Source organism: Sphingomonas pseudosanguinis (genome assembly GCF_014196255.1).
GTDB classification, from domain to species: domain Bacteria; phylum Pseudomonadota; class Alphaproteobacteria; order Sphingomonadales; family Sphingomonadaceae; genus Sphingomonas; species Sphingomonas pseudosanguinis.
Map to the genome: position 1 here is coordinate 143,987 of NZ_JACIDH010000002.1, position 26,926 is coordinate 170,912.

At 67.3% G+C, this 26,926-nt stretch carries 27 protein-coding genes; 10 read left to right on the forward strand and 17 right to left on the reverse strand.

The window, feature by feature from the left end:
* Window positions 1-10: 10 nt before the first annotated feature.
* Window positions 11-793 (forward strand): SDR family NAD(P)-dependent oxidoreductase, encoded by a 783-nt coding sequence (locus tag GGR48_RS04755; protein ID WP_183950746.1) that lies wholly within the window; start codon window positions 11-13, stop codon window positions 791-793.
* 114 nt (window positions 794-907) lie between these two features.
* Here the strand turns inward: GGR48_RS04755 and GGR48_RS04760 are convergent, their stop codons facing one another.
* From GGR48_RS04760 to GGR48_RS04810, 11 genes are all read right to left on the reverse strand, one after another.
* The gene (locus GGR48_RS04760) at window positions 908-1,615 is read right to left on the reverse strand and encodes a ZIP family metal transporter (protein WP_183950747.1); all 708 of its coding nucleotides are present in this window, start codon (window positions 1,613-1,615) and stop codon (window positions 908-910) included.
* A gap of 114 nt (window positions 1,616-1,729) precedes the next feature.
* Window positions 1,730-2,461, reverse strand: coding sequence for a 3'(2'),5'-bisphosphate nucleotidase CysQ (locus GGR48_RS04765; RefSeq protein ID WP_338110492.1), 732 nt, complete (start codon window positions 2,459-2,461; stop codon window positions 1,730-1,732).
* Window positions 2,458-4,371, reverse strand: a complete 1,914-nt coding sequence (cysN, locus tag GGR48_RS04770) for a sulfate adenylyltransferase subunit CysN (RefSeq protein WP_183950748.1) — start codon at window positions 4,369-4,371, stop codon at window positions 2,458-2,460. Before cysN ends, GGR48_RS04765 begins: the two co-directional genes overlap by 4 nt.
* Window positions 4,371-5,270 carry a sulfate adenylyltransferase subunit CysD gene (gene cysD / locus GGR48_RS04775; RefSeq protein ID WP_183950749.1) on the reverse strand — a complete coding sequence of 300 codons (900 nt, stop codon included), beginning with the start codon at window positions 5,268-5,270 and terminating at the stop codon, window positions 4,371-4,373. Before cysD ends, cysN begins: the two co-directional genes overlap by 1 nt.
* A gap of 49 nt (window positions 5,271-5,319) precedes the next feature.
* Window positions 5,320-5,538: a hypothetical protein gene (locus tag GGR48_RS04780; protein ID WP_183950971.1), complete on the reverse strand. Its 219-nt coding sequence runs from the start codon at window positions 5,536-5,538 to the stop codon at window positions 5,320-5,322.
* A 43-nt stretch (window positions 5,539-5,581) separates the two neighbouring features.
* On the reverse strand, window positions 5,582-6,829 hold the full coding sequence (locus tag GGR48_RS04785) for an N-succinylarginine dihydrolase (RefSeq protein ID WP_183950750.1): 1,248 nt from the start codon (window positions 6,827-6,829) through the stop codon (window positions 5,582-5,584).
* 5 nt (window positions 6,830-6,834) lie between these two features.
* Complete coding sequence (locus GGR48_RS04790; RefSeq protein ID WP_183950751.1) at window positions 6,835-7,854, reverse strand: arginine N-succinyltransferase; 1,020 nt, start codon at window positions 7,852-7,854, stop codon at window positions 6,835-6,837.
* Window positions 7,851-9,044 (reverse strand): hydrolase, encoded by a 1,194-nt coding sequence (locus GGR48_RS04795; protein ID WP_420854055.1) that lies wholly within the window; start codon window positions 9,042-9,044, stop codon window positions 7,851-7,853. The genes GGR48_RS04790 and GGR48_RS04795 overlap by 4 nt, the downstream gene beginning before the upstream one ends.
* Window positions 9,045-9,104: 60 nt before the next feature.
* Window positions 9,105-10,016: a DUF481 domain-containing protein gene (locus GGR48_RS04800; protein WP_183950753.1), complete on the reverse strand. Its 912-nt coding sequence runs from the start codon at window positions 10,014-10,016 to the stop codon at window positions 9,105-9,107.
* A gap of 11 nt (window positions 10,017-10,027) precedes the next feature.
* Window positions 10,028-10,543 carry an RNA pyrophosphohydrolase gene (locus tag GGR48_RS04805; protein WP_183950754.1) on the reverse strand — a complete coding sequence of 172 codons (516 nt, stop codon included), beginning with the start codon at window positions 10,541-10,543 and terminating at the stop codon, window positions 10,028-10,030.
* Between the two features lie 2 nt (window positions 10,544-10,545).
* Window positions 10,546-11,526, reverse strand: coding sequence for an alpha/beta hydrolase (locus GGR48_RS04810; protein ID WP_183950755.1), 981 nt, complete (start codon window positions 11,524-11,526; stop codon window positions 10,546-10,548).
* 19 nt (window positions 11,527-11,545) lie between these two features.
* On the opposite strand from GGR48_RS04810, the gene GGR48_RS04815 reads away from it, so the two are divergent.
* Window positions 11,546-12,469 carry a histone deacetylase family protein gene (locus GGR48_RS04815; protein WP_183950756.1) on the forward strand — a complete coding sequence of 308 codons (924 nt, stop codon included), beginning with the start codon at window positions 11,546-11,548 and terminating at the stop codon, window positions 12,467-12,469.
* Window positions 12,470-12,476: 7 nt separating this feature from the next.
* The gene (locus GGR48_RS04820) at window positions 12,477-13,844 is read left to right on the forward strand and encodes a cryptochrome/photolyase family protein (protein WP_183950757.1); all 1,368 of its coding nucleotides are present in this window, start codon (window positions 12,477-12,479) and stop codon (window positions 13,842-13,844) included.
* A gap of 93 nt (window positions 13,845-13,937) precedes the next feature.
* Here the strand turns inward: GGR48_RS04820 and GGR48_RS04825 are convergent, their stop codons facing one another.
* From GGR48_RS04825 to GGR48_RS04835, 3 genes are read right to left on the reverse strand one after another with little or no spacing between them, the layout of a single operon-like run.
* Window positions 13,938-14,078 carry a DUF2256 domain-containing protein gene (locus GGR48_RS04825; RefSeq protein ID WP_183950758.1) on the reverse strand — a complete coding sequence of 47 codons (141 nt, stop codon included), beginning with the start codon at window positions 14,076-14,078 and terminating at the stop codon, window positions 13,938-13,940.
* Window positions 14,078-15,178, reverse strand: coding sequence for a 3-dehydroquinate synthase (gene aroB, locus GGR48_RS04830; RefSeq protein ID WP_183950759.1), 1,101 nt, complete (start codon window positions 15,176-15,178; stop codon window positions 14,078-14,080). Before aroB ends, GGR48_RS04825 begins: the two co-directional genes overlap by 1 nt.
* Entirely contained in the window at window positions 15,175-15,717 is a 543-nt protein-coding gene (locus tag GGR48_RS04835) for a shikimate kinase (protein WP_183950760.1), read from the reverse strand. The genes aroB and GGR48_RS04835 overlap by 4 nt, the downstream gene beginning before the upstream one ends.
* An 81-nt stretch (window positions 15,718-15,798) precedes the next feature.
* Between GGR48_RS04835 and GGR48_RS18285 the strand changes: the two genes are divergently transcribed.
* From GGR48_RS18285 to GGR48_RS04850, 4 genes are read left to right on the forward strand one after another with little or no spacing between them, the layout of a single operon-like run.
* A complete protein-coding gene (locus GGR48_RS18285; protein WP_276207995.1) occupies window positions 15,799-15,933 on the forward strand; it encodes a hypothetical protein in 135 nt (44 codons plus the stop codon).
* A complete protein-coding gene (locus GGR48_RS04840; RefSeq protein WP_240455983.1) occupies window positions 15,917-17,761 on the forward strand; it encodes a hypothetical protein in 1,845 nt (614 codons plus the stop codon). Before GGR48_RS18285 ends, GGR48_RS04840 begins: the two co-directional genes overlap by 17 nt.
* Window positions 17,758-18,657, forward strand: a complete 900-nt coding sequence (locus tag GGR48_RS04845; protein WP_183950761.1) for a tyrosine recombinase — start codon at window positions 17,758-17,760, stop codon at window positions 18,655-18,657. Before GGR48_RS04840 ends, GGR48_RS04845 begins: the two co-directional genes overlap by 4 nt.
* A gap of 13 nt (window positions 18,658-18,670) precedes the next feature.
* A complete protein-coding gene (locus GGR48_RS04850) occupies window positions 18,671-19,621 on the forward strand; it encodes an acetyl-CoA carboxylase carboxyltransferase subunit alpha (protein WP_183950762.1) in 951 nt (316 codons plus the stop codon).
* 125 nt (window positions 19,622-19,746) lie between these two features.
* Here GGR48_RS04850 and GGR48_RS04855 read toward each other — a convergent pair whose 3' ends face one another.
* Entirely contained in the window at window positions 19,747-19,923 is a 177-nt protein-coding gene (locus tag GGR48_RS04855) for a Flp family type IVb pilin (protein WP_183950763.1), read from the reverse strand.
* A 126-nt stretch (window positions 19,924-20,049) separates the two neighbouring features.
* The gene (locus tag GGR48_RS04860) at window positions 20,050-20,244 is read right to left on the reverse strand and encodes a Flp family type IVb pilin (protein WP_183950764.1); all 195 of its coding nucleotides are present in this window, start codon (window positions 20,242-20,244) and stop codon (window positions 20,050-20,052) included.
* Between the two features lie 32 nt (window positions 20,245-20,276).
* On the opposite strand from GGR48_RS04860, the gene GGR48_RS04865 reads away from it, so the two are divergent.
* Window positions 20,277-20,744: a (deoxy)nucleoside triphosphate pyrophosphohydrolase gene (locus GGR48_RS04865; protein ID WP_183950765.1), complete on the forward strand. Its 468-nt coding sequence runs from the start codon at window positions 20,277-20,279 to the stop codon at window positions 20,742-20,744.
* Here the strand turns inward: GGR48_RS04865 and GGR48_RS04870 are convergent.
* On the reverse strand, window positions 20,690-23,434 hold the full coding sequence (locus tag GGR48_RS04870; RefSeq protein WP_183950766.1) for a DUF5695 domain-containing protein: 2,745 nt from the start codon (window positions 23,432-23,434) through the stop codon (window positions 20,690-20,692). The two genes, GGR48_RS04865 and GGR48_RS04870, sit on opposite strands and share 55 nt — an antisense overlap.
* 101 nt (window positions 23,435-23,535) lie before the next feature.
* On the opposite strand from GGR48_RS04870, the gene GGR48_RS04875 reads away from it, so the two are divergent.
* Window positions 23,536-25,911 carry a beta-L-arabinofuranosidase domain-containing protein gene (locus tag GGR48_RS04875; RefSeq protein WP_338110491.1) on the forward strand — a complete coding sequence of 792 codons (2,376 nt, stop codon included), beginning with the start codon at window positions 23,536-23,538 and terminating at the stop codon, window positions 25,909-25,911.
* Window positions 25,908-26,918, forward strand: coding sequence for an Ldh family oxidoreductase (locus tag GGR48_RS04880; protein WP_183950767.1), 1,011 nt, complete (start codon window positions 25,908-25,910; stop codon window positions 26,916-26,918). The genes GGR48_RS04875 and GGR48_RS04880 overlap by 4 nt, the downstream gene beginning before the upstream one ends.
* The last annotated feature ends 8 nt before the right edge of the window (window positions 26,919-26,926 follow it).

A 26,926-nucleotide genomic window follows, 5' to 3' on the forward strand; every position in this document is an offset into this window, starting at 1 on the left:
GGACATGGCCATGACCAACAAATTCGCGATCGTGACCGGTGCCTCGACCGGTATCGGTTATCACCTCGCGGCGTGTGCGGCGGCGGAAGGCTATGACCTGCTGATCGTCGCGGACGAGCCCGCCATCCATACCGCCGCGAGCAAGCTGGCGGCGGACGGCGCGCAGGTGCAGGCGGTGCAGGCCGATCTGGCGACGCTGGAGGGCGTCGATACGCTGCTGGCGGCGGCGGATGGTCGCCGCATCGATGTGCTGTGCGCCAATGCCGGCAACAGCATGGGCGGGCCGTTCTTGGATCAGTCGGTCGAGGTCTGGCGGCGCTCGGTCGACACCAATGTCACCGGCACCGTCTATCTGTTGCAGCGTGTGCTGTCGGCGATGGTGCGACATGGCGAGGGCAAGGTGCTGGTCACCGGCTCGATCGTCGGGTTCATTCCGGGGCCTTTCAACGCCATCTATAATGCGACCAAGGCGTTCATCGACAATTTCACCGAGGCGCTGCGCAACGAGTTGAAGGAGCAGAAGGGCGTCACCCTGACCACGCTGATGCCCGGCCCGACCGAGACCGAGTTCTTCGCGCGTGCCGGCATGCTCGACACCAATGTCGGCCAGAGCAAGAAGGACGATCCCGCCTGGGTCGCGCGCAAGGGCTGGAATGCGATGCAGGCGGGTGAGGGGCACATCACCCCCGGCCTGAAAAACAAGGCGCAGGTCGCTGGTTCCGGCGTCGTGCCGCAATCGGTGCTGGCCGAGGCGCATCGAAAAATTGCGGAGCCGGGTTCGGCCGATCGCTGATCCCGTGCGTTCATGAGATGGCGCAAGGGCTTGCCGGCCACGTCCCCGGGACCGCCGCATGCCCTTCAAGCCACGGCACCGCCGCCGGATCACCCTTCCCCGGCGGCGGTGCCATCAATGCGCGAAGTGGGTGACGCCCAGCATCAACAGGATGCCCAACAGGCTCGCCACGCCGGTGCGTATCCGGGGATCGAGCGCCCGGCTGCGCGGCAGCAATTCGCAGGCGCCGATGTAGAGGAAGATGCCGGCGAACACGCCCATCAACGGGGCGAGCATCGTGGCCGGAATGGCGATGGCGAGCCCGAGCAGCACGCCCAGCATCGGGGCGACGCCGTTCACCACCAACCAGCGCCGCGCTGCCGCCTCCGACCGCGCCGCCAGGCTGAGGCTGACGGTATTGACGCCGTCCGCCACGTCATGGGTCAGCACCGCCAGCGCGATCATCCACCCGGCACCCGTATCGATCTGAAACGCCAGCCCAATGCCCAGCCCGTCCATCAGACTGTGCAGACACAGCATCGCCGGGCCCAGATGGCCGCGCCAAGACTCCTCGGCACGCGGAATGCTCGCCAGCACCCGGTCGAGCAGCATATAGCCGCCCAGACCGGCCGCGACGAAGATCATCAGGCTGCGCACCGACCAGCGATCGCCGGCCAGCCCCATCGCTTCGGGCACCAGATCGAACAGTGCCACGCCGATCACGATCCCGGCAGTTATGCCCAGGATCAGGCCGATGCGGTGCTGCAACCGCAGCGCCAGCAGCCCGCCCGCCAGCGTCGCCGCCATTGCCGCCAGGCCAAAGGCGAGGGGGATCAACGTCATCGCGCAACGATCCCCGGCCAGGGGCAGAGACAGGAGACAGGCAGGGGCCGCATCCCTTGCCCATGGACCAGCCCATGTGACGTTACAAGGTCACCTTTTGCCAAGCGAAGTCGATCAGCCCCGCGCGATGGCGTCGAGAACGGTCGCGGCGACTTCCTGCCGACAGATCAACAGGTCCGGGAGCAAGGGGTTCTCGCAATTATAGACCAGCGGGCTGCCGTCGATCCGCGAGGCGTGGAAGCCGGCGGCGAGCGCAACGGCGGCGGGGGCGCAATTGTCCCATTCATATTGGCCGCCGTCATGCAGATAGACATCGGCGCGCCCCTCGACGACCGCCATCGCCTTGGCGCCCGCCGACCCCATCGGGATCATCGTCGCGCCCAGCCGATCGCCGACGCAGCGGGCGATGTCGGGCGCGCGACTGCGGCTGACCACGACGCGCAAGCCGGCGGGGCAGGGCGGATGCCGTGGGGGCAGGTCGTCGGTGGCGAACACCTGATCGCGGTCGGGCACCGCCACCGCGCCCAGCGCCGGGCGGCCATCGATGGCGAGGCCGATATGCACGGCCCATTCGCTCGACCCGCTGGCATATTCGCGGGTGCCGTCGAGCGGATCGACGATCCAGACGCGCCGGGCGGCACAACGCGTACGGTCGTCGATCGACTCCTCCGACAGGATGAAGTCATCGGGCCGTTCGGCGCGCAGGCGATCGAGGATCAGCGTGTTCGCATCCCGGTCGCCGAGCGCCCCCAGCGCCGCGCCGTCCAGGCCGCTCGACGTGCGAATGGCTTTGAGCAGGGCGCCGGCTTCCACCGCGACCGCGCGGGCGAGTTCGGCGTCGGTCACAGATCGTAACTCCAGATGCCCAATACATGCTCGACGATCCGGGACGCGGCCTGTTCCGCCGTTTCCTTCGTCGTGTCGATGCGGATTTCGGGGCGCTCGGGCGCTTCATAGGGGCTGGAGATGCCGGTGAACTCGGCAATCTCGCCAGCGCGCGCCTTGGCATAGAGACCCTTCACATCCCGATCCTCGGCGACGGCCAGCGGCGTGTCGATGAAGATCTCGACGAACTCGCCCTCGGGCAGCAGGGCGCGGACCATGTCGCGTTCGGCCCTGAAGGGCGAGATGAACGCGGTCAGCACGATGAGGCCGGCATCCGCCATCAGTTTGGCGACCTCGCCCACCCGGCGGATATTCTCGACCCGGCCCGCCTCGGAGAAGTCGAGGTCGCGGTTCAGGCCATGGCGGATATTGTCGCCGTCCAAGAGGAAGCTGTGGCGGCCCATGGCGTGCAGCTTCTGCTCGACCATGTTGGCGATGGTCGACTTGCCCGATCCCGACAGGCCGGTGAACCAGAGGACCTTGGGTGCCTGCCCCTTTTGCCGGGCATGCGCCTCGCGCGTCACGACGGCGGACTGCCAGTGGACGTTCTGGGCGCGGCGCAGTGCATGATCGATCATGCCCGCCGCCACGGTCGCATTGGTCGCGCGGTCGATCAGGATGAAGCCGCCGAGCGCGCTGCCCTTCGCATAGGGTTCGAACACGATCGGGCGGTCGGCATAGACCTCGGCCAGCCCGATGTCGTTGAGCGCGAGCGTGTCGGCTGGGCGCTCCTCCTGGCTGTTGACGTCGACGACATGGCGCGGCGGCTGGACGGTCGCGCCGACCAGTTGCGTGCCGAGCTTGAGCGAATAGCTGCGCCCCGGCACCAGCGGCGTATCGGCCATCCAGACGATCTTGGCGACGAACTGGTCCGCAATCTCCGGCGGGTTCTCGGCCGCCGCGATCACGTCGCCGCGCGAGCAATCGACTTCCTCGGCCAGCACCAGCGTCACCGCTTCGCCTGCGATCGCATCCTGCCGGTCGCCGTCATAGGTGACGATCCGCGCGATGCTGGTCGTCTTGCCCGATGGCGCGATCCGCACCCGGTCGCCGACCGACACCCGGCCGCTGGCGATCAGGCCCGCAAATCCCCGGAAGTCGAGGTCGGGCCGGTTGACCCATTGCACCGGCATCCGGAACGAGGCCGCCACGGCGCGGTCGCCGTCGATCGCCACCGTCTCCAGATGCGGGAGCAAAGCGGGGCCGTCATACCAGGGCATGTCGGGCGAGGCCGTGGTGACGTTCGCGCCGGTCAGCCCCGACAGCGGAATGGCGGTGAAGCGCTCGATCCCGATGCCACGCGCGAAGGCGGCATAGTCGGCGACGATGGCGTCGAAGACCGATTGGTCATGGCCGACCAGATCCATCTTGTTGACCGCCAGCACGATCTCCTTGATCCCGACCAGATGCGCCAGATAGCTGTGCCGCCGCGTCTGGGTCAGCACGCCCTTGCGCGCGTCGATCAGGATCACGGCCAAGTCGGCGGTCGAGGCGCCCGTCACCATGTTGCGGGTATATTGCTCATGGCCGGGGGTGTCGGCGACGATGAACTTGCGCTTCTCCGTTGCGAAGAACCGGTAAGCGACATCGATGGTGATGCCCTGCTCGCGCTCGGCCGCCAAGCCGTCGACCAGCAGCGCGAAGTCGATATTCTGCCCTTGCGTGCCGACGCGGCGGCTGTCCGCCTCCAGCTGGCTGAGCTGATCCTCGAAGATCGTCTTCGAATCGTAGAGCAGCCGCCCGATCAGCGTCGACTTGCCGTCATCGACCGAGCCGCAGGTGATGAGGCGCAGCATCGACTTGGCGGCGTGGGTGGCGAGATAGGCGTCGATGTCGGCGGCGATCAGCGCATCGGGTTGATAGGCGGTCATCAGAAATACCCCTCGCGCTTCTTCTTCTCCATGCTGGCGGCCTGATCATGATCGATCGCGCGCCCCTGCCGCTCCGACGTGGTGGTCAGCAGCATTTCCTGGATGACTTCGGACAAGGTCGCCGCCTCGCTCTCGACAGCACCCGTCAGCGGATAGCAGCCCAGCGTGCGGAACCGGATCGAGCGGTCGACCGGCACTTCGCCGGGTTGCAGGCGGAAACGGTCGTCATCGACCATCAGCAGCATGCCATCACGCTCCACCGTCGGGCGGGGGGCGGCGAAATAGAGCGGCACGATCTCGATGCCCTCCTGCAGGATATACTGCCAGATATCCAGTTCGGTCCAATTGGATATGGGGAAGACGCGGATGCTCTCCCCCTTGTGGATGCGGCTATTGTAGAGGTTCCACAGCTCGGGCCGCTGCGCCTTGGGGTCCCAGCCATGCGCGGCGGAGCGGAAGGAGAAGACACGCTCTTTGGCGCGGCTCTTCTCCTCGTCGCGCCGCGCACCGCCGAACGCCGCGTCATAGCCACCCGCAGTCAGCGCCTGTTTCAAACCTTCGGTCTTCCACATATCCGTATGGCGGCTGCCATGGTCGAAGGGGTTGATGCCCAGCGCCTCGGCCTCCGGATTGCGGTGGACGATCAGCTCCATCCCCGCCGCCTCGGCCGCGCGGTCACGCAGCTCGTACATGGCCTGGAATTTCCAGGTCGTGTCGACATGCAGCAGCGGAAAGGGCGGGCGCGCCGGGAAGAACGCCTTCTTCGCCAGGTGCAGCATCACGGCCGAATCTTTGCCGACCGAATAGAGCATCACCGGACGCTCGGTCTCGGCGACGACTTCGCGCAGGATATGGATGCTCTCGGCTTCGAGGCGTTGCAGGTGGGTCAGTCCAGTCATCGGATTGTCAGATAATGTCGCCAGCGAACCGCGCGACCAACTTATCCTGTCAATCGCGATAGTCCCGCTCCAGTGCGTCGAGGATCTTGGCCCCCGCCATGAACACCGCGATCGGGCAGGCCGCGAACAGGATCTTGCCCGGCCAGCCTGGATATTGGACCAGATAATGCTGGCCGCGCTCCACCGCGCCGACACCCAGCCCGTAGATCACGAGAAAGGCCTCGAACTTCGTCTTGATCGTGAACAGGGCGACCAGGCGGGACCACATGGGCATATTTTGAACCCCCATGCCCGCCCTGCCAAGCCTGAAGCTAGGCCAATATGAGACAGTCGAGCGCTTCCAGCAACGCCAGCCTGGCGGCTTCGATCCCGACGATCAGGTCCGGATTCGTAATCATCGCGGGGTCGATCGCCTCGGGCCAATGCCGCTCGACGATCGCCGCGATCCGGTCCAGCCGGGCATGGTCGACCAGGAAGCGGGGATCGACCGTGGCCGGATCGGCAACGACGCGCAGGCGAAGGCACGCCGGGCCGCCGCCATTGGCCATCGATTCGCGGACATTGACGACCTCGAGCTGCCGGATCGGCCCGTTGCCGGCGACATGCGCCTGCAACCAGCGCCAGACGCTGGGCGTGTCGCGTGCCTCCTGCGGCAGGATCAGCGTGGTCTCGCCGCTCGGCGGGGTGACGAGCTGCGCGTTGAACAGATAGGAGGATATGGCGTCGGCCAGGCTGACCTCGGCGGCGGGAACCTCGACGATCGCCACCTCGGGCATCAGGCGGCGGAGTTCGGCGTATAGCCGGTCGGGTTCGGCAAAGGCCTGTTCGTGGGCGAACAGCACGCGCTCATTCGCGACGGCGACCACGTCATTGTGGAACGCGCCCGCCGCGATCGCCGCTTCGGACTGGCGGGCGAAGACGGTGCGGTCGGGGGACAGGCGATGCGCGCGGGCGACCGCTTCGCAGGCTTCGCGGTGCTGGCGTGCGGGGAAGGGGCCACCGCCCTCGCCATAGACGAAGACTTCGACACCCGGCCGGTCATGCGCGGCGCACAGCCGCATATGATTGGCGGCGCCCTCATCGCCGAACGGGGCGGGCACGGGGGCGTGGACCGCAAAGGCCGGGTCGGCGAAGGCGAGGCGGAGCTGCGCCAGCGTCGCGGGCCATTCATGGCTGCGATGCGGCATGGTGACCAGGTTGGCGACGGTCAGATGGCACCGCCCGTCGCCGCTGTCGGGCGCGGGCGAGACGGTCGCGGCATTGGCCGCCCACATCGCCGAGGCGGACAGCGCACGCGCCTTGAGCACCGGCGAGGCGGCGTCGTAATCGGTCGACAGGCGGCGCAGCCAGGGGTGATCGGGACGCGGATGGGGCAGGAATATGCCCTGCACCAGCCCCAGGTCCAGGTTCGCCCGCATCTTGGCGATCCCCTGAAGCGCGGCGGCGCGCGGGTGCGAGACATGGCCGGCGTTGCGCGTCGCGGCCAGATTGCCATGGCTCAGCCCTGCATAATTGTGGCTGGGCCCGATGATCCCGTCGAAGTTGATCTCTCTCAGCATCGTCCTCACCGATCGATATGCAGCACGGTGTCGCCGACCGTCAGGTCGAGCGTGCGCGCGGTGTCTTCCGACAGGATGATCCCGCCATCCCCGTCGCGGATGTCGGCGAGTGCACAGCGGAAGTCGGCCAACCGGCCGGCGGCGACCAGGGCTTCCCGGCCGGGCAACGCGTCGATCGCGACGACCGTGCTTTCGCGCGCGTCGCGGATGGTCCGTACGTGATCGGTCCGTGCGGTCATGGTCGGGCCGCCGTCGAAAATGTCGATATAATGTTCGAAGGCGAAGCCCTCATTCTCCAGCATCCGCATCGCGGCGCGGCCGGAGGGATGAGGCAGGCCGATCGCGGCGCGCGCGGTCTCGGTCAGCATCGCGGTGTAGATGGGGTGCTTGGGCATCAGGTCGGCGATGAACTGGTGCCCGTGGATCGCGTTGAACTCGTCCGCCTGCTGGAAATTCATCCCGAAGAAGCGGCCCGCCAGACCGTCCCAGAAGGGCGACCCGCCGGCTTCGTCGATCACCCCGCGCAGCTCGGCAAGCACGCGGTCGGCGAAGCGCGGACGGTTAGCGCGCATGAAGAGGTACCGGCTGCGGGCGAGCAGCAGGCCCAGGCCACCGGCGCGCTCGCCGGGGTGGAGGAACAGTCCGCCCACCTCGCTCGCGCCCTCCAGATCGGTGGTCAGCGACAGCATCTCGGCGCGGAAGGTGCGGTCGAGTTCACGGCTATGCTGGGTCAGCGTGCCGATGCGGTAGCTGTAAAAAGGATGCTTCTGGCCGACATGGGTGAAGATCTGGCAGGTGCCGCGCACGTCACCGGTCGCGCGGTCCTCCAGCATCAGGACGAACAGCTCGTCCTTCACCTTGCCGTCGCCATTGCTGGCAAAGGCGGCGTGGCTGCGCGCCAGCTTGGCGGTCAGCGCGCGGCGGTCGGGGGGCAGGTTGGTGAAGCCGCCGCCGGTCAGCTTGGCCATTTCATAGAGGTGGCGAAGGTCGGTATCGACGGCGGGGCGGATGCAAAAGCTGCTCATGCGGCACCAATGATGCGCAGGATGGTCAGCGCCGACAACCCCGCCCGTTCGGGCAGGCTGTCGACCAGCATAAATTCGTCCGGAGAATGGATGGCCCCGCCGCGCACGCCCATCGTATCGACCACCGGGACGCCGGCGGCGGCGATGTTGTTGCCGTCGCACACGCCGCCCGTCGCGCGCCAGCCGATGGTCAGGCCCAGATCGGCGCCAGCAGCACGCACCGTCTCGAACAGCCGGCCAGCACCGTCGTCGATCGGCTTGGGCGGGCGGTTGAAGCTGCCATGGACTTCGACGCCGACGTCATGCTCGGCGGCGATCCGCTCGGCGATCGCCTTCATGGCCGGGCCGGTGCGCTCGATCGCGGCGAGCGCGCGCGGACGGAAATTGACGTGCAGCATGGCGAGGTCGGGCACGACATTGTTGGGGCCGCCGCCATCGATCCGCGCGGGATTGACGGTGATGTCGTCGGAGCCGAGCTGCGCGAGTTCGAGCGTGATCCGCGCGGCGGCGACGATGGCGTTGCGGCCCTCTTCCGGGTTGCGGCCGGCATGCGCGCTGCGCCCGCGCACGACGATGGTGAAATTGCCGGTCCCGCCACGCGCGCCCGCCAGCGTGCCGTCTGGCAGGGCGGGTTCGTAGGTGAGGGCGGCGACCTTGCCCGCCGCCAGTCTGGCGATCAGCGCGGCGGAGGAGGCGGAGCCGGTTTCCTCGTCCGAGTTGATCATGACGTCATAGCCCAGCCGCCCGGCCAGCGGACTTTGCTCGACCGCCTGAAGCGCGGCGAACAGCAGGGCGAGGCCGCCCTTCATGTCGGCGACACCGGGACCGCCCAACCGCTCGGCATCGATCCGTGTCAGCGCCTGAAAGGGATGATCGACCGGATAGACGGTATCCATATGGCCGGTGAACAGCATCCGGACCGTCGCCTCGGGGCGGACCGACAGATGCAGGTGACGGCCATGGCCGATCTCCGTCAGCCGGCCGTCGGCGCCGACGCGCTCGACCCGCTCGGGCTCGACCAGCCGCAGCGTTCCGGGCAGCGTCCCGAATTGCTCGGCCAGCCGGTCGGCCATGACCGCAAGGCCGGTCAGGTTGCGGGTGCCGCTGTTGATCGCGGCCCACCCCTCGACCAGCGGCAGCATCGGATAGGCGGCGGCGGACGCCACCGCGTCCCGCTCGATCGTCGTCATTCTCTCCATGACGGACAGCCTAGGCCATGCGAGGGGTTCAGGTGAACCCCGGCGGGCAAATTAGAAGCTGTAGACCAGCGAGGCGCGGCTGATCGTGTCCGTCGTCTGGCGGCCGGCGGGCGGCTCGCTTTCATATTGGACATTGTAGGAGAATTGCGCCGACAGCGGCCCCCACAGCTTGGCGTTCAAGGCCGAATTGGCGCTGACCGTGCTGTTGAACTTCTGGACATAGGCCGAGGCGTTCTGGTTGAACGAAATGGCCGGCGTCAGCTTCCACGCGAAGTTCAGATTGCCGCGCGCGGCCAGGGCGCTCTCGATCCGGCCGTCGGTGAACTCGGTGTGCCGGAAGGCCGGACCAAGCTCGACGTCGAGCGTCACGCGCGGCTTGCGGATCGCGCTATAGCCCGCACCCGACGAGGCGGAGAAACGGTTGAAATAGCCGAGGAACCGGTCGCTTTCATATTGCGCGGCGCCATAGACGTAGTTGTTCGCGCTCAGTTTGAAATTGGGTTCGTAGGACGCGACATAATGCTCGCGGCTCGTGACGTCGAAGCTCTCCTGATAATCGCCCTGCAGGTGCAGCTTGTGCCGCCAGCGCAGGCCCTCGCGGGTCAGGTCGACGACGCCGGTCAGGCCGATATTGCGGCTGTTGCCCGTGGTCGCGAACCCGCCCAGCTCGACCCGCCCATTCCACAGGTCGAAGAAGCTCGCCTCGCGCAGCGTGCGGCTGCGGCTCGCGGTCTTTTCGTCGCGCCAGACATCGGCCATCGCGTCGATCGCATCGGCGGCCTCGGGCACCGCGTTGCGCGCATATTTGACGACCGTCGTGATGTCGGTCTCGTTCCCGCTGGCGATCGCGGCCTCCAGCATCGCCCGGATCTGCGGCGGGATCAGCGCGGGATCGGGATCGTTCGGGTCCGCATTGGCCAGCAGGCCAAAGGCCAGGGGAAGCAGCAGCAGACGCGTCGTCATGGCCCTATGCCTTATGCGTTCTGCCCGCCGCCGGGAATGGCGGCATCGCCACCCGCTGCGGCGAAATGGTCGGCGAAGACGACCAGCAGTTCCTCGTACAGCGCCTTTTTGAAGGGCACGATCATCGCCGGCAGCGTCGCCGGCTCGCTCCAGCGCCAGGCGCGGAATTCGGGATGTTCGGTCTCGATCCGCACATCGCTGTCCTCGCCCAGGAAGCGGTACAGGAACCAGCTTTGCCGCTGGCCACGCCACTTGCCCTTCCACACCTTGCCGATCATGTCCTCGGGCAGGTCATAGGTCAGCTCGCGCGGTGCGCGCGCAATCAGCTCGACCTTGTCGGCGGTGACGCCCGTTTCCTCGAACAGCTCCCGCAGCGCCGCCGTCTCGGCATCCTCACCGGGATCGATGCCGCCCTGGGGCAGCTGCCACGCCTCCAGCGTCGAATCGATCCGCTGGCCGACAAAGACCCGGCCGTCGCGGTTCATCAGGATGACGCCCGCACAGGGGCGATAGGGGAGATCGGTCATGACTATTGTCCATTCGCACGGGCGCTATCCGCCTCGACGATCATCGCGCGCAAAGCAAGCAGGAATGCAGCGAGATCTTGCACGCCCGAGGGGATCGCCTTGCGCAGGGTGGCAAAGCCGTGGATTGTCCCCCTGGCCTCCTGAAACGTGACCGCGACACCGGCGCGGACGAGCGCGGCGGCATAGGCGCGGCCCTGATCGCGGATCGGATCGTATTCGGCGGTCATGATGACGGCGGGCGGCATACCCGCCAGATCGCCCCGCATCGGCGCGGCGCGGATGTCGGTGAGGTCGGCGGCATAACAGGCGACGAACCAGTCGAGCATCGCGCGTGTCAGAAAATGCCCCTCGGCGAAATCGCGCAGCGACGGGTGCGCACGGCCCATATCGGTGGCGGGATAGAGCAGTCCTTGCGCGATCACCGGCACGGCGGCGGGATCGTCGCGCAGCCGCATCGCGGTGACGGTCGCCAGCGTGCCGCCCGCGCTATCGCCCATGACGATCAGGCCGGTCGCCATGTCGTCGGCCGCCAGCCAGCGCGCGGCCGCCTCGCAATCCTCGGGGGCTGCGGGCCAGGGATGTTCGGGGGCCAGCCGATAATCGACCGACAGGACGGGGAGGTCGAGCTGTCGCGCGATCTCGGCGGCGAGCGGCGCATGGGTGTCGATGTCGCCCATCACGAAACCGCCGCCGTGAAAGAACAGCACCACCGGTCCCGGCGCGCGCGCGGGCGCAGGCGCGGCGTCGAACAGCCGGACCGGTATGGACCCATGCGGACCGGCGATGGTGAAGGCCCGGTCGACCGCCAGCGGCCCCACCGGCGGGTCGGTCAAATCGCGCGCCTGACGCATCATCCGTCGTGCCGCCTCGGGGCCGAGTTCGTGATGCGGCGGGCCGGGCAGATTGTTGTAATAGCCCAGGAACCGCGCGACATCGGCGCGCAGGTCGGGCAGCGGCCGCTGGGGCCTCCTATCGCGGGTCATGGCTTCCTACCTAGGCGTCATGATCCATGTCGTCCATCACCCCGCCTATGTCACCGAGGCCCCCGCACGCTCGACCTATCGCTGGGGCAAGAATGGCGCGATCCGCGACCTGTTGCGCGGGCAGGGTGATGTCATCGCCTGGACCGAGCCCGCGCTGATTCCGCCCGTCTGGCTGGAGGCGGTACATGACCCCGATTATGTCGCCGAAGTGCTGGAGGCGCGGGTGCCGCCGGAAAAGACCCGGCGCATCGGCTTCCCGATCACCGAACAGGTCGCGCATCGCGCCCGCGCCGTGCCGGGCGGCACATCGACGGCAGCGATGCTGGCGATCGAGCATGGTTTTGCCGCCAATACGGCCGGGGGCAGCCATCACGCGCTGGCCAATACGGGGGCCGGCTATTGCATCTTCAACGATCTGGCGGTCGCGGCGGTGCGACTGGTCGAGGAAGGGACGGTCGGCCGGATCGCGATCGTCGATTGCGACGTGCATCAGGGCGACGGCACCGCCGCCTTGACCGCCGGACGGACCGACATCGTCACCTATTCGATCCATGCCGAGAAGAATTTCCCGGCGCGCAAGGCTCGCTCGACGCTGGATGTCGGGTTGCCGGACGGGGTGGATGACGATGGCTATCTGGAGCAGCTGGCGACGACCCTGATCCCCTTTCTCGACGAGCATGCGCCCGATCTGATCCTGTACCAGGCCGGGGTCGATCCCTTCGCCGGCGATCGGCTCGGCCGGTTGGCGGTCAGCGAGGCGGGGCTGGTGGCGCGCGATACGCTGATCGCCGACCTGGCGCTGGCCCGGAACCTGCCGCTCGCGAGCACGGTGGGCGGCGGTTATGGCGACGACGTCATGGCGATCGCCGAGCGGCATGTGGCCGCCATTCTTACCCTGGGTCAAAAATTGTCGGCGCGGAACCGCTTGCCCCTCGGCGCGTAGCGCGGGGATGACATCGCCGCATATCGTCTGGTTTCGCCAGGACCTCCGCCTTCACGATCAACCGGCTCTGTTGGCGGCGGCGGAGGCGGGGCCGGTCATTCCCGTCTATATCCTCGACGACGATACGCCCGGCGACTGGCGGATGGGCGGCGCGCAGCGTTGGTGGCTGCACCACAGCCTGACGTCGCTGGCGAAGGACCTGGAGGGGCTGGGGAGCCGGCTGGTCCTTCGCCGGGGCAGCGCGGTCGATGTGCTGGAAGCGCTCATCGAAGAGACGGGGGCGGAGACGATTCACGCCATCCGCCATTACGAACCCTGGTGGCGCAAGGCGGAAGAGGCGCTGGGTGATCGGCTGTGCCTGCACGACGGCAACCATCTGGCCCGGCCCGAACTGGTGACAACCGGCAGCGGCAAGCCGTTCCGCATCTATTCGGCCTTCTGGAAGGGGTTGCAGGGTCATGTGCCGCCCGAGCATCCCCTTGATCCGCCCAAGACGCTCTCGGCCCCCACCAAATGGCCCAAGAGCGAGACGCTGAACGATTGGGATTTGTTGCCCACCAAGCCCGACTGGGCGACCGGCTTCGATGCCGACTGGGTCCCCGGCGAGGCGGCGGCGCGCGAGCGTATGGCGGACTTCGTTGAGAAAGCGGCGGCTTATGACACCGCGCGCAACATGCCGTCCGAGGAGGGAAGCTCGCGCCTGTCGCCACATCTCCATTTCGGCGAGGTGTCTGCGCGCGCCGTCTGGCACGCGCTCGACCGGACGGCGGAGACCGAGACGTTTCGCAAGGAACTGGCGTGGCGCGACTTCACGGACGGCGTCGTCATGGCGATCCCGGACTATGCCGATCGCAACGGTCGCGACGCGTTCGACAAGATGCCCTGGCGTAAAGGTGCCGAGGCGAAGAAGGACCTGAAGGCGTGGCAGACCGGGCGGACCGGCTATCCGATCGTCGATGCCGGCATGCGACAGCTCTGGGCGACGGGCTGGATGCACAACCGGGTGCGGATGATCACCGCCTCCTTTCTGATCAAGCATCTGCTGATCGACTGGCGCGAAGGCGAGCGTTGGTTCTGGGACTGTCTGATCGATGCGGATTACGGCAACAACTCGGTCAACTGGCAGTGGGTCGCGGGTACGGGGATCGATGCCAATATGTTCGGCCGGATCATGGCACCGCTCAGCCAGTCGGAGAAATTCGATGCGGGGGATTATATCCGGGAGTGGGTGCCCGAGTTGAAGGGGCTGTCCGACGCCGCCATCCACGATCCGGACGAAGCGGGGTGCCGGCCGAAGGATTATCCGGCCAAGATCATCGGGCACCGCGAGGGTCGGGAACGGGCGCTGGCGGCGGGCAAATCGGTGCGGGGATAGGGCGGGGCGTGCGCTTCGACTTCGCTCAGCGTGAACGGGACTCAGTACCAACCTCCGTTCAGCCTGAGCGAAGTCGAAGGCCACGGGCCGATCTCAGCGCTTCCGTCGACACGCATCCGAACAATAGACGACCTGATCCCAGTCCCGCGCCCATTTCTTGCGCCAGGTGAAGGGGCGTCCGCAGGCTGGGCATGTCTTGCTCGGCAGATCCTGCTTGCGAACGCCATTGGGCATCAGCGAGCTTCCGCGTCCAGGAAGGCAGCGACGTCGGCCAAATCGACCGTCTTGTCGAGATAGGTCCGCCCGATGCCCTTGGCGAGCAGGAAGGGCAGGGTGCCTGCCGCCATCTTCTTGTCATGCTTCATATGCTCGACCAACGTCGCGGAGGGCGCATCGATCCCGGCGGCGGCCAGCCCATCGGGCAGGCCGACCGCCCGCAGATGCGCGGCCACCCGCTCGGCGTCCTGCCTCTCGCAAATGCCCTTGCGCACCGAATAGCGGAAGGCGAGCGCGCAGCCCGCCGCCACGCCCTCGCCATGGAGCTGCCGGTCGGAGAAACCGGCTTCGGCCTCCAGCGCATGACCGAAGGTGTGGCCGAGGTTGAGCAGCGCGCGGATGCCGTTCGTCTCATGCTCGTCGGCCGCGACGATCCGCGCCTTGGCGGCCACCGAATGGGCGATCGCATGCACTCGCGCATCGGCATCGCCTGCCAGCAGCGCAGGCGCGTTCGCCTCGCACCATTCGAAAAAAGCGAAGTCGTCGATCAGCCCGTACTTCACGACCTCGGCATAGCCCGCGCGCACGTGCCGCGCCGACAGCGTGTCGAGCACGTCCGGGTCGATCAGCACCATCGCGGGCTGGTGGAAGGCGCCGATCAGGTTCTTGCCGGCGGCAGTGTTGATCGCGGTCTTGCCGCCGACCGACGAATCGACCTGCGCGAGCAAGGTCGTCGGAATCTGCACGAAGCGACAGCCACGCTTGACGATCGAGCAGGCGAAACCGACCAGATCGCCGATCACCCCGCCGCCCAGCGCAATGACATGATCCGACCGCTCGATGCCCAGTTCCAGCAGCCGGTGGCAGACATGCTCCAGCATCGCCCAACTCTTGGTCTTCTCGCCCGGCGGCAGGACGATCGCTTCGCTCTCCACCCCGGCGGCGGTTAGTGATGCCTGGAGCGTGGCGAGGTGGGGCCGGACATTCTCGTCGGTGACGATCGCCATGCGTCGGCCGCGCGAGACGGGCGCCAGGAATTCGGCGGCGCGCGGCAGCAGTCCGGCCTCGATGTGGATGGGATAGCTGCGGTCGCCCAGCGACACGGTGACGGTCTTCATCGTCCGATGGCTTTCAATATGGCGTTGACGGTGGCCTCGTGCGGCCCCCGCTTGCTGGAGACATGGATGGGCGCGAGCGCGTAGATCGGGTTGCGCACCGCCGACAGCTCGCGCAACACCTTCAGCGGGTCCTTCCCGCGCAGCAGTGGGCGCGTGTCGCGGCGGCGCACGCGTTCGGCCAGCACCTCGGGCGAGGCGTTGAGCCAGATCGCGGTCGCCTGTTCCAAGATCAGCGCGCGCGTCTCGTCATTGATGAACGCGCCGCCGCCGGTGGCGATCACCTTGGGCCGGCCGTCGACGAGGCGGGCGATCACGCGCCGCTCGCCGTCACGGAAATAGGGTTCGCCGAACTGCGCGAAGATTTCGTTCACGCTCATGCCGGCGGCTTCCTCGATCGCATGGTCGGCATCGACGAAGGGCACGCGCAGCCGGTTGGCCAGGCGACGGCCCACGGTCGACTTGCCCACGCCCATCAGCCCGACGAGCACGATGGGTGAACCGGTCCAGCTTGAATCAACAGGGTTGTGGCTTTGCAACATTGCCGTCTGCGCTATACAGCAGGCGCGCGCCCGGCAACACCGACCGGGCTTTCACGGGTCCATTATAAGGTTTTGCGTTTCATGTCCCGTACCGTCGTTTCGCTCATCATCCTGCTGGTCATCATCGTCGGTGGGCTGTTCTTCCTGTCCGGCCGGGCCAGCGAGCGGCCGACGACCCAGGTCGAAAAGGCGGTTGCGCTTGGCAACCTGCAATAAGCGCGGTCGCGCTTTTCGCCATCTGCCCCGGGCCGTCGCACTTCTGATGGCGGGCGCGGCGGCACTCGCCGCGGCGCAGGACCGTCCCGAATCACTATTGCCCCCCGGGTTCGGCCAGTCGCCGGCCCCGACGCAGCCGCGCGCTACCCCCAGGCCGGGGCCGAGCGGCACGGCGGCGCCGGCGCCCGCGACCACCCCGACACCGCGGCCGACGCACGCCGATGCGGTCGGGGCGCTGATCGACTCGCTGGCCACGCCGACACCGGTGGCGACACCCTCGGCCACGCCGACGCCGACGCCGACGATCGATCCGGCCACGCTCGCCGAATATGAACTCCCCGCCTCCGCCCGGCGCTCGCTGGCGGTCGTCGGGCCGGCGGGACCGCGCGAGGGCGCGCTGGGCGCGGATGTCTTTGCGGGCGCCGATGGCCGCGTCGCGGAAGTGCTGATGCGCCGACTGTCGGCACCCCTGCCGTCGCGCTGGATGTCGATCCTGCTCCGCCGCACGCTGGCCGCGCAGATGGAGACGCCGCGCGGCGTGAACGGCGCCGACTTCGCGGCCGAACGCGCCTGGCTGCTCCTGCGCATGGGCGAGGCGCAGGTCGCCCGCGCGGTCGTCCAGTCGGTCGATGCCGGCAATTACACGCCCAAACTCTATCAGGTGGCGATCAATGCGCTGCTCGCCTCGAGCGACCCGGCCGGCCTGTGCCCGCTGGCCGATCGCGGCGCGGCGGTGACGGGGCTGGGCGGATACCGCGTCGCGCAGGCGATGTGCGCCGCGCTGGTCGGCGATGCGTCGCGGGGCAGCACGCTGTTGCGCCAGGTGCGCCGCCAGCGGATCACCGACGATTTCGATCTGAAGCTCGCCGAAAAGCTGATGGGCTCGGGCGCCAATGGACGCCGCGCGGTGACGGTCGAATGGGCGGGCATCGATCGGCTGACGACATGGCGTTTCGGGTTGTCCACCGCGACCGGGGTGACGATCCCCGAGGATTATATCTCCTATGTCGGGCCGCAGGTGCGCGGCTGGTTGGCGACCTCGCCCACCGTCGCCGCGACCGAACGCGCCGCGATGGTCGATCAGGCGGCGAGCTTCGGCGTCCTGTCCAACGTCGCGCTGGTCGATTTCTATGCCGGGCTTGCCGATAACGAGCAGGGCAGCCGTGCCCAGTCCGCCGTCGCCAACGATCTGGCCAATGCTTATGGCGGCAATGACGAGGATGCGCGGCTGGCGGCGATCCGTTCGCTTTGGGGGGACGCGGCACGTACCCCCTATGGGCGGCTGATCCTCACCGCCCGCGCGGCGGCACGCCTGCCGGTGGTCGCGGACCGCGCGGAGGCGGATCGACTGGTCGCCTCGATGCTGTCCGCCGGTCTGGACCGCAGCGCCGCGCGCTGGGCCGGGGCCGTCAAGGAGGGCGGCGATGGCTGGGCGATGATCGCGCTCGCCGACCCCGATCATCTGAGCGGCGTCGGCTATGATATGATCACCAGCTATGCCGGATCGGGCGATGCCAAGTTCAAGCAGCAGCTGTTCTTTGCCGGCATGGCCGGGCTGGGCAGGCTGAGCCGTGCGGATACCGAGCGCGGGGCCGAGGCACTCGACGTGCGGATCGGGCAGCGCAATGCGTGGACCGAGGCGATGGACGAGGCGGTGGCCGATGGCCGGACCGGCATGGTCGTCCTGCTTTGCGCGGTCGGCATGCAGACCGGCAATTGGCGCGGGGTGCCACCCCAGGCGCTGTACCGGATGGTCGAGGCGCTGCGCTCGGTGGGGCTGGATGCCGAGGCGCGGATGATCGCGGCGGAGGCGATCGCGCGGGCATGACCGCTGGCGACCGGGCGCTCGTCGACCGTTTCCTCGAAATGATGGCGGCGGAGGCGGGGGCGGCGGCTAATACCATCGCCGCCTATCGCTCCGACCTGACGCTGGCGGGCGAGGCGATGGGCGGGTTGGCCGACGTGGACGAAACGGCCCTGCGCCGCCTGTCCGAAAGCTGGTCGAGCCTTGCCACCACCACCGTCGCGCGCAAGGCGGCGGCCCTGCGGCGCTTCTACGCCTTTCTGCACGAAGAGGGGTTGCGCGCCGACGACCCGGCCAGCGCCCTGCCGCGCCCCGGCCAGCGTCGCTCGCTGCCCAAGGTGTTGAGCCATGCCGACATCGACCGCCTGTTCGCCGCGATCGCCGAGCGGGTCGAGGTAGCGCATCCCGCCCCGCATGACCTGCGCCTCGCCGCGCTGATCGAGTTGCTCTACGGATCGGGTCTGCGCGCCAGCGAATTGGTGGCGTTGCCTCGCCATGCGATCCATCCCGACCGGCCCTTCCTGATCCTGCGCGGCAAGGGTGGGGCGGAGCGGATGGTGCCGATTTCGGACCGCGCGCGCGCGGCGGTCGCGGCGTGGCGGATGCATGTGCCCGCCGACAAGGCCTGGCTGTTTCCCGGCGGCAAGCGGCATTTGTCGCGCATCCGCCTTTATCAGCTGGTCAAGGCGCTGGCGGCGGAGGCGGGCATCCCGCCCGACCGGATCAGCCCGCACGTGCTGCGCCATGCCTTCGCCACGCATCTGCTGGGCGGGGGGGCGGACCTTCGCGCGGTGCAGGCGATGCTGGGCCATGCCGACATCGCGACGACCGAAATCTATACCCATGTCGAGGCGTCACGGCTGGTCGAACTGGTCAATGCCCGTCACCCGCTCGTTGATTTTCCGATCAACCGCCCCTAGGCGCTACGCTATTATGTCAACGAGCTTCCTCGATTTCGAGAAACCGATCGCCGAGCTGCAGAGCCGGATCGACGAACTGCGCGACACGACCGCCGACAGCGCGGTGGATATCGGCGCGGAGATCGCCAAACTTCAGGCCAAATCGGACAAGCTGCTGCGCGATACTTTCGCCAAGCTGACCCCGTGGCAGAAGACGCAGGTCGCCCGTCATCCGCAGCGCCCGCACTTCAAGCATTATGTCGCCGGGCTGTTCGATGAGTTCGTTCCGCTCGCCGGCGACCGCGCCTTTGGCGACGACCAGGCGATCATGGGCGGCTTCGCCCAGTTTCGCGGCCAGCGCGTCATGGTGCTGGGCCATGAGAAGGGCGAGGACACCGCCAGCCGGCTGCGCCACAATTTCGGCATGGGCAAGCCTGAGGGCTATCGCAAGGCGATTCGTCTGGTCGAGCTGGCCGATCGCTTCGGCCTGCCGATCGTGACGTTGGTCGATACCTCGGGCGCGTTCCCCGGCATCCAGGCCGAAGAGCGTGGCCAGGCGGAAGCCATCGCCCGCTCGACCGAGGCTTGCCTTGCGGCGGGCGTACCGGTCGTCTCGGCAATCGTGGGCGAGGGCGGCTCGGGCGGCGCGGTGGCACTGGCGGCGGGCAACCGCGTCCTGATGTTCGAGCATGCGGTCTATTCGGTGATCAGCCCCGAGGGCTGCGCCTCGATCCTGTGGCGCACCGCCGACAAGGCGGCGGACGCGGCCGAGGCGATGCGCGTCACCGCGCAGGACCTGAAGCATTTCGGCGTCATCGACACGATCGTGACCGAGCCAGTCGGCGGCGCCCACCGCGATCCGGGCGGCGCGATCGCCAATCTGGGCGATGCGATCCAGAAGGCGCTCGGTGAGTTGAACGGCCTGGGCCGTGACGAACTGAAGCGCGGCCGCGCTGCCAAATTCCTAGCAATGGGGCGGCTTTAAGAGCTGTTCTAACGAACGCCTATTGATAGTCTTATACAAAAGGGCCGACGATCGCAGATAGCGGCGTCGGCCCTTTCGTTATTCAAGCACTTAGCGATGAAATGTTTCTATCGCTATTAGCTCGATTAGCTCGGCTTGTTTGCATCAAGCTTGGTGTTGATACCAGTGAACAGACCATTCAGCGAAGTGCCGAGGGTCTTCATGGCGCCGATGGCAGCAACAGCGATCAGAGCAGCGATCAGGCCATATTCGATGGCCGTTGCGCCCTTGCTGTTCTTGATCATCTTGCGAAGGGTAGTCATTCCGGTCTCCGTCCGAATCAAAACGTGCAGTCACCCAACTGAACCGGAGCGCCGGATCAGCCCACGCACCCTAGGCGCGGACTGGTTGACGAATATTTAACTCGGGCCGGATCGGTGCAAAATAAACTAGCGGAGTGCAGCGCCCAGCCGGTCGCCGAGATAGGACAGAACGCCCGCCAGATTGACGCCGATCTGCGACAGCACGGCGAAGATGCCCAGCATGATGCACGCGATGACCAGGCCATATTCGACGACCGTGGCACCGCGACGGTCGGTCGCGACGCCGTGAAGGCGCTTGAACAGGATCGTAAGCATGTTCATCGCGGTCGACGCTAAAGGAATAGGGTTAACAAATGACTATCCCGCAACATCCCGGTCATCCGCTATTCCCCGTGGTCGCCGCTGCACTGGTCGACGATGCGGGGCGTGTGCTGCTTCAGCAACGGCCCGAGGGCAAGGCGCTGGCCGGCCTGTGGGAGTTTCCAGGCGGCAAGCTGGAGCAGGGCGAGACGCCGGAGGCCGCGCTCGTCCGGGAACTGCTAGAGGAACTGGACATCGCCGTCTCTCCGGCCGCTCTGGAGCCGGCCGGTTTTGCGAGCGAACCGCTGGCCGATCGCCACTTGCTGCTGATGCTCTATGTCGTCCGCGACTGGGCGGGAACGCCGCGCGCGCTGGAGGCGGACGGACTGGTCTGGTGCCGGCCGGAGGACATGGCCTTCTGGCCCATGCCCCCCGCCGACGGTCCGCTCGTCCGCCAGTTACACGCTTATCTGGGCTTCAGCGCGATGACCGAGGCCCCGGGCGACAGCGGAATGGTGTAACCGCCCCGCTCGAGCGTGCCGCCATCCGGGCGATAGCTCCGCCCGCTCGGCGTCGTGGTGTCGACGAACAGGCGCGCGTTCGGCGTCTGCGGCTGGGCCGGATCGAAGACCAGCCGGACTTCGCCGGTTCGGGGCGTGTAGCGCGCCTCGGCGAACTTGCCCGCCTCCAGCGTCAGCCATAGTCCGGCCGGGGCGATGAACAGCCGGCTGCGTGCGCCGTCCTTGGGCGCGATGCGGATCGTCTCCCCGGTTTCCAGCAGATTGCCGCCATAGCCCAGCCAGCCGAGCGTGGGATCGTCCACCAGATAGGTCGCCGCCGCATAGGCATGGCCGAAAAAGCCCATGCCATAGTCGCCGCTATACGGGTCCCAATCCATCTTGTCGGGCCAGCTGTGGAAGGCCGCCGAGGATGCGCCCTGCTGATCGATATTGGTGATCCCGCCCATCAGCCCGCCATAGGCGACACGTAGCAGGTGCATGTCGGCGGGATTGCGGCGGAACGAGTCGAACAGCGGCACGGCGTTCAACGTCGAACCGTAGTGATGGATCTGGCGCTCGAGCCGGGGATATTTGCCGCCATAGAGGAAGTCCCAATAGCGCCGCGCATTGCCGTTATAGCCCCAGTGCGGGATCGATGGATCGTAACCCAGGATCACCTCACGGGTGACGTCGGCCTGCGGGCCGTATCCGAAATAGCGCATCCAGGCATAGACTTCCGCCTGACCGGTCGAATCCCACGCCATCTCGCTGCCAAAAGGATAGCGCAGCGTCTTCCAGTGATCGGCGCGCGCCTTCATCAACCCCTCGACGGTCGCGGCCTGCTGGGTCCAGCCTTCGCGCTTCAGATCGGTCAGGATGTCGACGAAGACATCGCCCTCCATCAGCCCGAACTGCGCATAATGCGGCGCGTCGCGCATCATCGCGACGATCGTCTCATAGGCATGGTCGAGATACCATCGCCAGTCATGCACGCGCGTCAGGTCGGGATGGTTGCGCGCGGTGCGATAGAGCACCCAATGCCCCGCCGCGACATGCGGGTAATTATAGGCGCGGCCCAGATCGTCGGCCTGATCCTTCTTCCACGAGGTCCAGCTCTGCCACTCCTTGGTGGGCTGATAGAGATTGGGTAAGGCGGCGGGATCGTAATAGAATAGGCTCTTCTTGACGCCGCCCGCCTGCGGACCCTCGGCGACCTGGAGCCGGCCGACAATGGTCGTGTCGACCATCTGCTCGATCCGCGCGATCTCGGCGGCGTCCGGATTGTCGAGCTGCTTCATGATCGCCGCAACCCAGCTGCCCGCACCGCCCTCGTCGCTCATGCCCGAAATCCAGACGCGCGGATCGGCGGTGACGATGCGGTTCGCCTCGCGGTCATAGGTCAGGATGCCGGGGCTGCGGCCGAAGGGATCGCCCTTGCCCTCGAACCATTGTTTCGTCGTCGAGAAGCGACCGAGATCGGCCATGGTCTGTTCGAGCGGCTTGGTAACGAAATACTGTACCGTCTGCGCCGAGCCGTCGGCATAGCGCAGGGTCAGTCGCGCACGGCCCCATTGATGCCCCCGCACCGCCAGCCGGGTCCAGCCGGGCTTTGCCTCCTGCGTCTTGACGGTCAGCGCGCCCGCCGGATAGCTGTCGATCCCCGTGATCGCCGAGGGCGCGCGGACGAACAGCGTCGCATCGATGTCCGTGGGCACGACATAGCCGGGCACGCCGATCGCGACGGGACGCTTCTCGGCCATCAGCGTCGGCTCGATCGCGCGGATGCTGGGCGCGGTGACGAAGCGCAGCCCGATGGTGCGGCGCTCGCCGGGGGCCAGGCGGATGCTCGTCGGATCGTTCCAGGGCTTGCCGGCCTTGGCCCAGTCGCTCTGGGCATAGGCGGTGCTCGCCACCGTCCAGTCGTAAAAGCCTTCCGAGGTCTGCGCGCGGGGACTCGCCTCGACGATTACCGCCTTGCCGCCCGTCTCGCGCAGCGTCGGGATGGGGACATAGGCCTCCAACGGGGTGGCGCGCTCGGGCAGGACCAGAAGCGCGGGGCCGGCGCCGTTCAGCCGCGTGACCTGCACATAGCCCGCATCGCGACCGATATAGGGATCGGCAAAGCTGGCCTTGGCATGCGCCTGCTCCAGATCGCGATCGGTGATGATGTTGTCGAACGTCATCGGCATGCCCAGCGCACCGATCTCGACCGGCTGGGCCGACGTGTTGGTTAGGGTAAATCGCAGCGCCGGGCCGTTGCCGTCCTTCACCCATTCGCGAACGATCCTGAGCGGCAGGCCGGCCCCCATCGACGCCGTGATGTCGGCGGCCGCGACCGTGCCGGGCGAGGCGGGGAGAGCGCGAACCGGGACACGCTGGCGCGACGACGAGAAGTCCCGCCACGCCCCTGTGCCGCTGCGCAGTTTCAGGTGAATATCGCCCAGATGGTTATAGCGGTTGCCCGACCGTTCGGCGGCCCGGCCGATGGGCAGAAAGTCGAAATCGGGGGTCGAAACCGGCGACAGTCCACGCGCCGTCTGACTGGCCGGGTCGAGCCGCAACAGGAAGCCGCCGACGCGGATCGTCTTCATGGCCGAGGCTTTGGCCGCCGTCTTTTTCTGGGCGGCGGAGGAGCCGCCACCGGGGTCGGTTGCGGCGATGGCCAGCGTCGCGAGCGTGAGTGACAGATAGCGAAACGGCAGGCGACGCATGGCTAATTCCCTAATTTCATGGGATATTGGTGCATCGCGCACTGGCGATTGACCCCCTCCCGCAGAGCCGATACGGTATACAGTATTTCGGGGAGATCAAGATGCGGCAGGCGAACAGGCGCGAATGGATGCGCGGCGCAGCGACGGTGGCGATGGTGGGGGCGGTGCCCGTACGGGCGATGGCGGCGGGGACGATCCTGCCCGACAAGGCCGAGCCGCTGCCGCTCGCCGCGGTCCGGTTGCGACCGTCCATCTATGCGACGGCGGTGGAAACGAACCGAGGGTATCTCTACCGGCTGAACCCCGACCGGCTGCTCCATAATTTCCGTCTCTATGCGGGGCTGAAGCCCAAGGCGGCGATCTATGGCGGGTGGGAGAGCGACACGATCGCAGGGCACACGCTGGGCCATTACATGTCGGCGCTGGTGCTGACTTGGCAGCAGACCGGCGATACCGAGATGCGTCGCCGCGCGGACTATATCGTCACCGAACTGGCCGAGGCGCAGGCCAAGCGCGGCACCGGCTATGTCGGCGCGCTGGGGCGCAAGCGGCCTGACGGTACGATCGTCGATGGCGAGGAAATCTTCCCAGAGATCATGGCCGGCAAGATCAAGTCGGGGGGCTTCGATCTGAACGGCAGCTGGTCGCCGCTCTATACCGTCCACAAGCTGTTCGCCGGCTTGCTCGACATCCATGGCGGCTGGGGCAACCCGCAGGCGCTCGACGTGGCGGTCAAGCTGGGCGGCTATTTCGCGCGGGTCTTCGCCGCGCTCGATGATGCGCGGCTGCAGGAGGTGCTGGGCTGCGAATATGGCGGGCTGAACGACAGCTTCGCCGAACTCTATCAGCGGACCGGCGACCGCCAGTGGCTCGCGCTGGCCGAGCGCATCTATGACAACAAGGTCCTCGACCCGCTCGTCGCGGGCAAGGATCAACTCGCCAACCTCCATGCCAATACGCAGGTGCCCAAGCTGATCGGTCTGGCGCGTATCCATGAAATCACCGCCAAGCCCGCGCCGGCCGCCGGCGCGGGCTTTTTCTGGGAGACGGTCACCGGGCATCACAGCTATGTGATCGGCGGCAATGCCGACCGCGAATATTTCTCCGCGCCCGACACCATCGCCCGCCACATCACCGAGCAGACGTGCGAGCATTGCAACACCTATAATATGCTCAAGCTGACCCGCCATCTCTATGGCTGGCGGCCGGACGGCGCGCTGTTCGACTATTATGAGCGCGCGCATCTGAACCACGTCATGGCCGCGCAGCATCCCGCGCATGGCGGCTTCACCTATATGACGCCGCTGATGACCGGCATGGCGCGCGACTTCTCGACCGTGAAGGACGATGCCTTCTGGTGCTGCGTCGGCTCAGGCATGGAGAGCCATGCCAAGCATGGCGAGTCGATCTTCTGGCAGGGCGGCGAGACGCTGCTCGTCAATCTCTACATTCCTGCCGAAGCGCGGTGGGAAAAGCGCGGTGCGACCCTGACGCTCGACACCGCCTATCCGATGGAGGGGGCGGCGAAGCTGGCCTTTACCCGGCTGGACCGGGCGGGACGTTTCCCGGTGGCGCTGCGCGTGCCCGGCTGGGCCCATGGCCAGGCGGCGGTCGAGGTCAATGGCAAACCGGTCACCCCGGTGTTCGAACGCGGCTATGCCGTCATCGATCGCCGGTGGAAGGCGGGCGACACGGTGGCGATCCGCCTGCCGCTCGACCTGCGGGTCGAGCCGACTCCGGGCGACGACAGCGTCGTGGCGGTGGTGCGCGGGGCGATGGTGATGGCGGCCGATCTCGGCCCGAGGGAAAAGGATTGGGACTCGCCCGATCCGGCGATGGTCGGCGCCAATCCGCTGACCGCCTTCCGCCCGACCGATCCGGCGACGGCGCGCTATGTCGCCAGCGGCGTGTTCCGCCCCGCTGACCTGACCTTCGTGCCCTTTTTCAGCCAATATGACCGGCGCAGCGCCGTCTATTTCAAGCGCTTCACCGAAAGCGGCTGGAAAGCGGAAGAAACCGCGTTCCTGGCGCAGCAGGCGCATGCACGCGACATCGCCGCGCGCTCGGTCGACGTCATGCATCTGGGCGAGATGCAACCCGAGCGCGATCATAAGCTTACCTCGGACATCTCCTACCCCGTCTCCTATCGCGGACGTCAGGGGCGTGATGCGCGGTCGGGCGGCTATTTCGAATTCACCATGGCGGTGAAGCCGGGGCCGCTGGTGTTGCAAGCGATCTATTGGGGCGATGAGCGCAAGCGCGACTTCGACATCCTGGTCGACAATGTGAAGATCGCTACACAACGTCTTGATTCCGATAAGCCGGGGCAGTTCTTCGACGTCGAATATCCGCTGCCCGAGGCGCTGACGCGCGGCAAGCAGAATGTCCGTATCCGCGTCGTGCCGCATGACCGCAGCAGCGCCGGGCCGATCTTCGGTATGCGGCTGTTCACCGCCAAGAAGGGCGTGACCGCATGAGCGGTGTGGCGATGACGCTGGACGAATTGCGGACGCTGGCGCGCGCCAAGCTGCTCGGCGCGGGACTGGCGCCCGCCCATGCCGAGGCGGTTGCGGAGACGATGGTGGCGGGCGAGCGCGACGGCTGCGCGTCGCACGGCATCTATCGGCTGCTCGTCGCGGTCGCTAGCATCAACAAGGGCGTGGTGGTGCCCGATGCGGTGGCGGTCCTGTCGCACCCTGCCCGCGCGCTGGTGCGAGTGGAGGGTGGGGGTGGCTTCGCGCAGCTCGCCTTTCAGACGGGCAAGCCCGCCCTCATCGAAAAAGCACGGGCCAACGGTATCGCCGCGCTGGCGCTGAACAATGTCGTTCACTTCGCCGCACTCTGGCCCGAAGTCGAGGAGCTGGCCGACGAAGGCCTCGTCGCGCTGGCCTTCACGCCCAGCCATGCCTGGGTCGCGCCGTCGGGCGGGGCCGAGCCGGTGTTCGGCACCAACCCCATCGCGTTCGGCTGGCCGCGCCCCGATGGGCCGCCCTTCGTCTTCGACTTCGCCACCAGCATGGTCGCTCGCGGCGAGATCGAGCTGCATCGCCGCGCCGGCAAGGCCGTGCCCGATGATTGGGGGGTCGATGCGGATGGTCGGCCGACCACCGATCCCGCCGCGATCCTGTCGGGGGCGATGCGGACGTTCGGCGGGCACAAGGGATCGGCGCTGGCGGCGATGGTCGAGCTGCTCGCCGGGCCGCTGATCGGTGATATGACCAGTCGCGAGTCGATCGACCGGGACGCCGGTCGCGGTGGCTCGCCACTGGGAGGCGAGCTGATTATCGCGATTGATCCCAAGGGCTTCTTAGGTGATCTTCTCCCCGAACATCAGGCGCGGGCGGAGGCGATGTTCGACGCCATCACGGGGCAGGGGGCGCGGCTGCCGTCTTCACGCCGCTATGCCGCGCGGGCCAAGTCGCTGGCCGACGGGGTGGTGATCCCTGCCGATCTGCACCGCGACGTCATGGCCCTACAGGGCTGAGCAAGGGG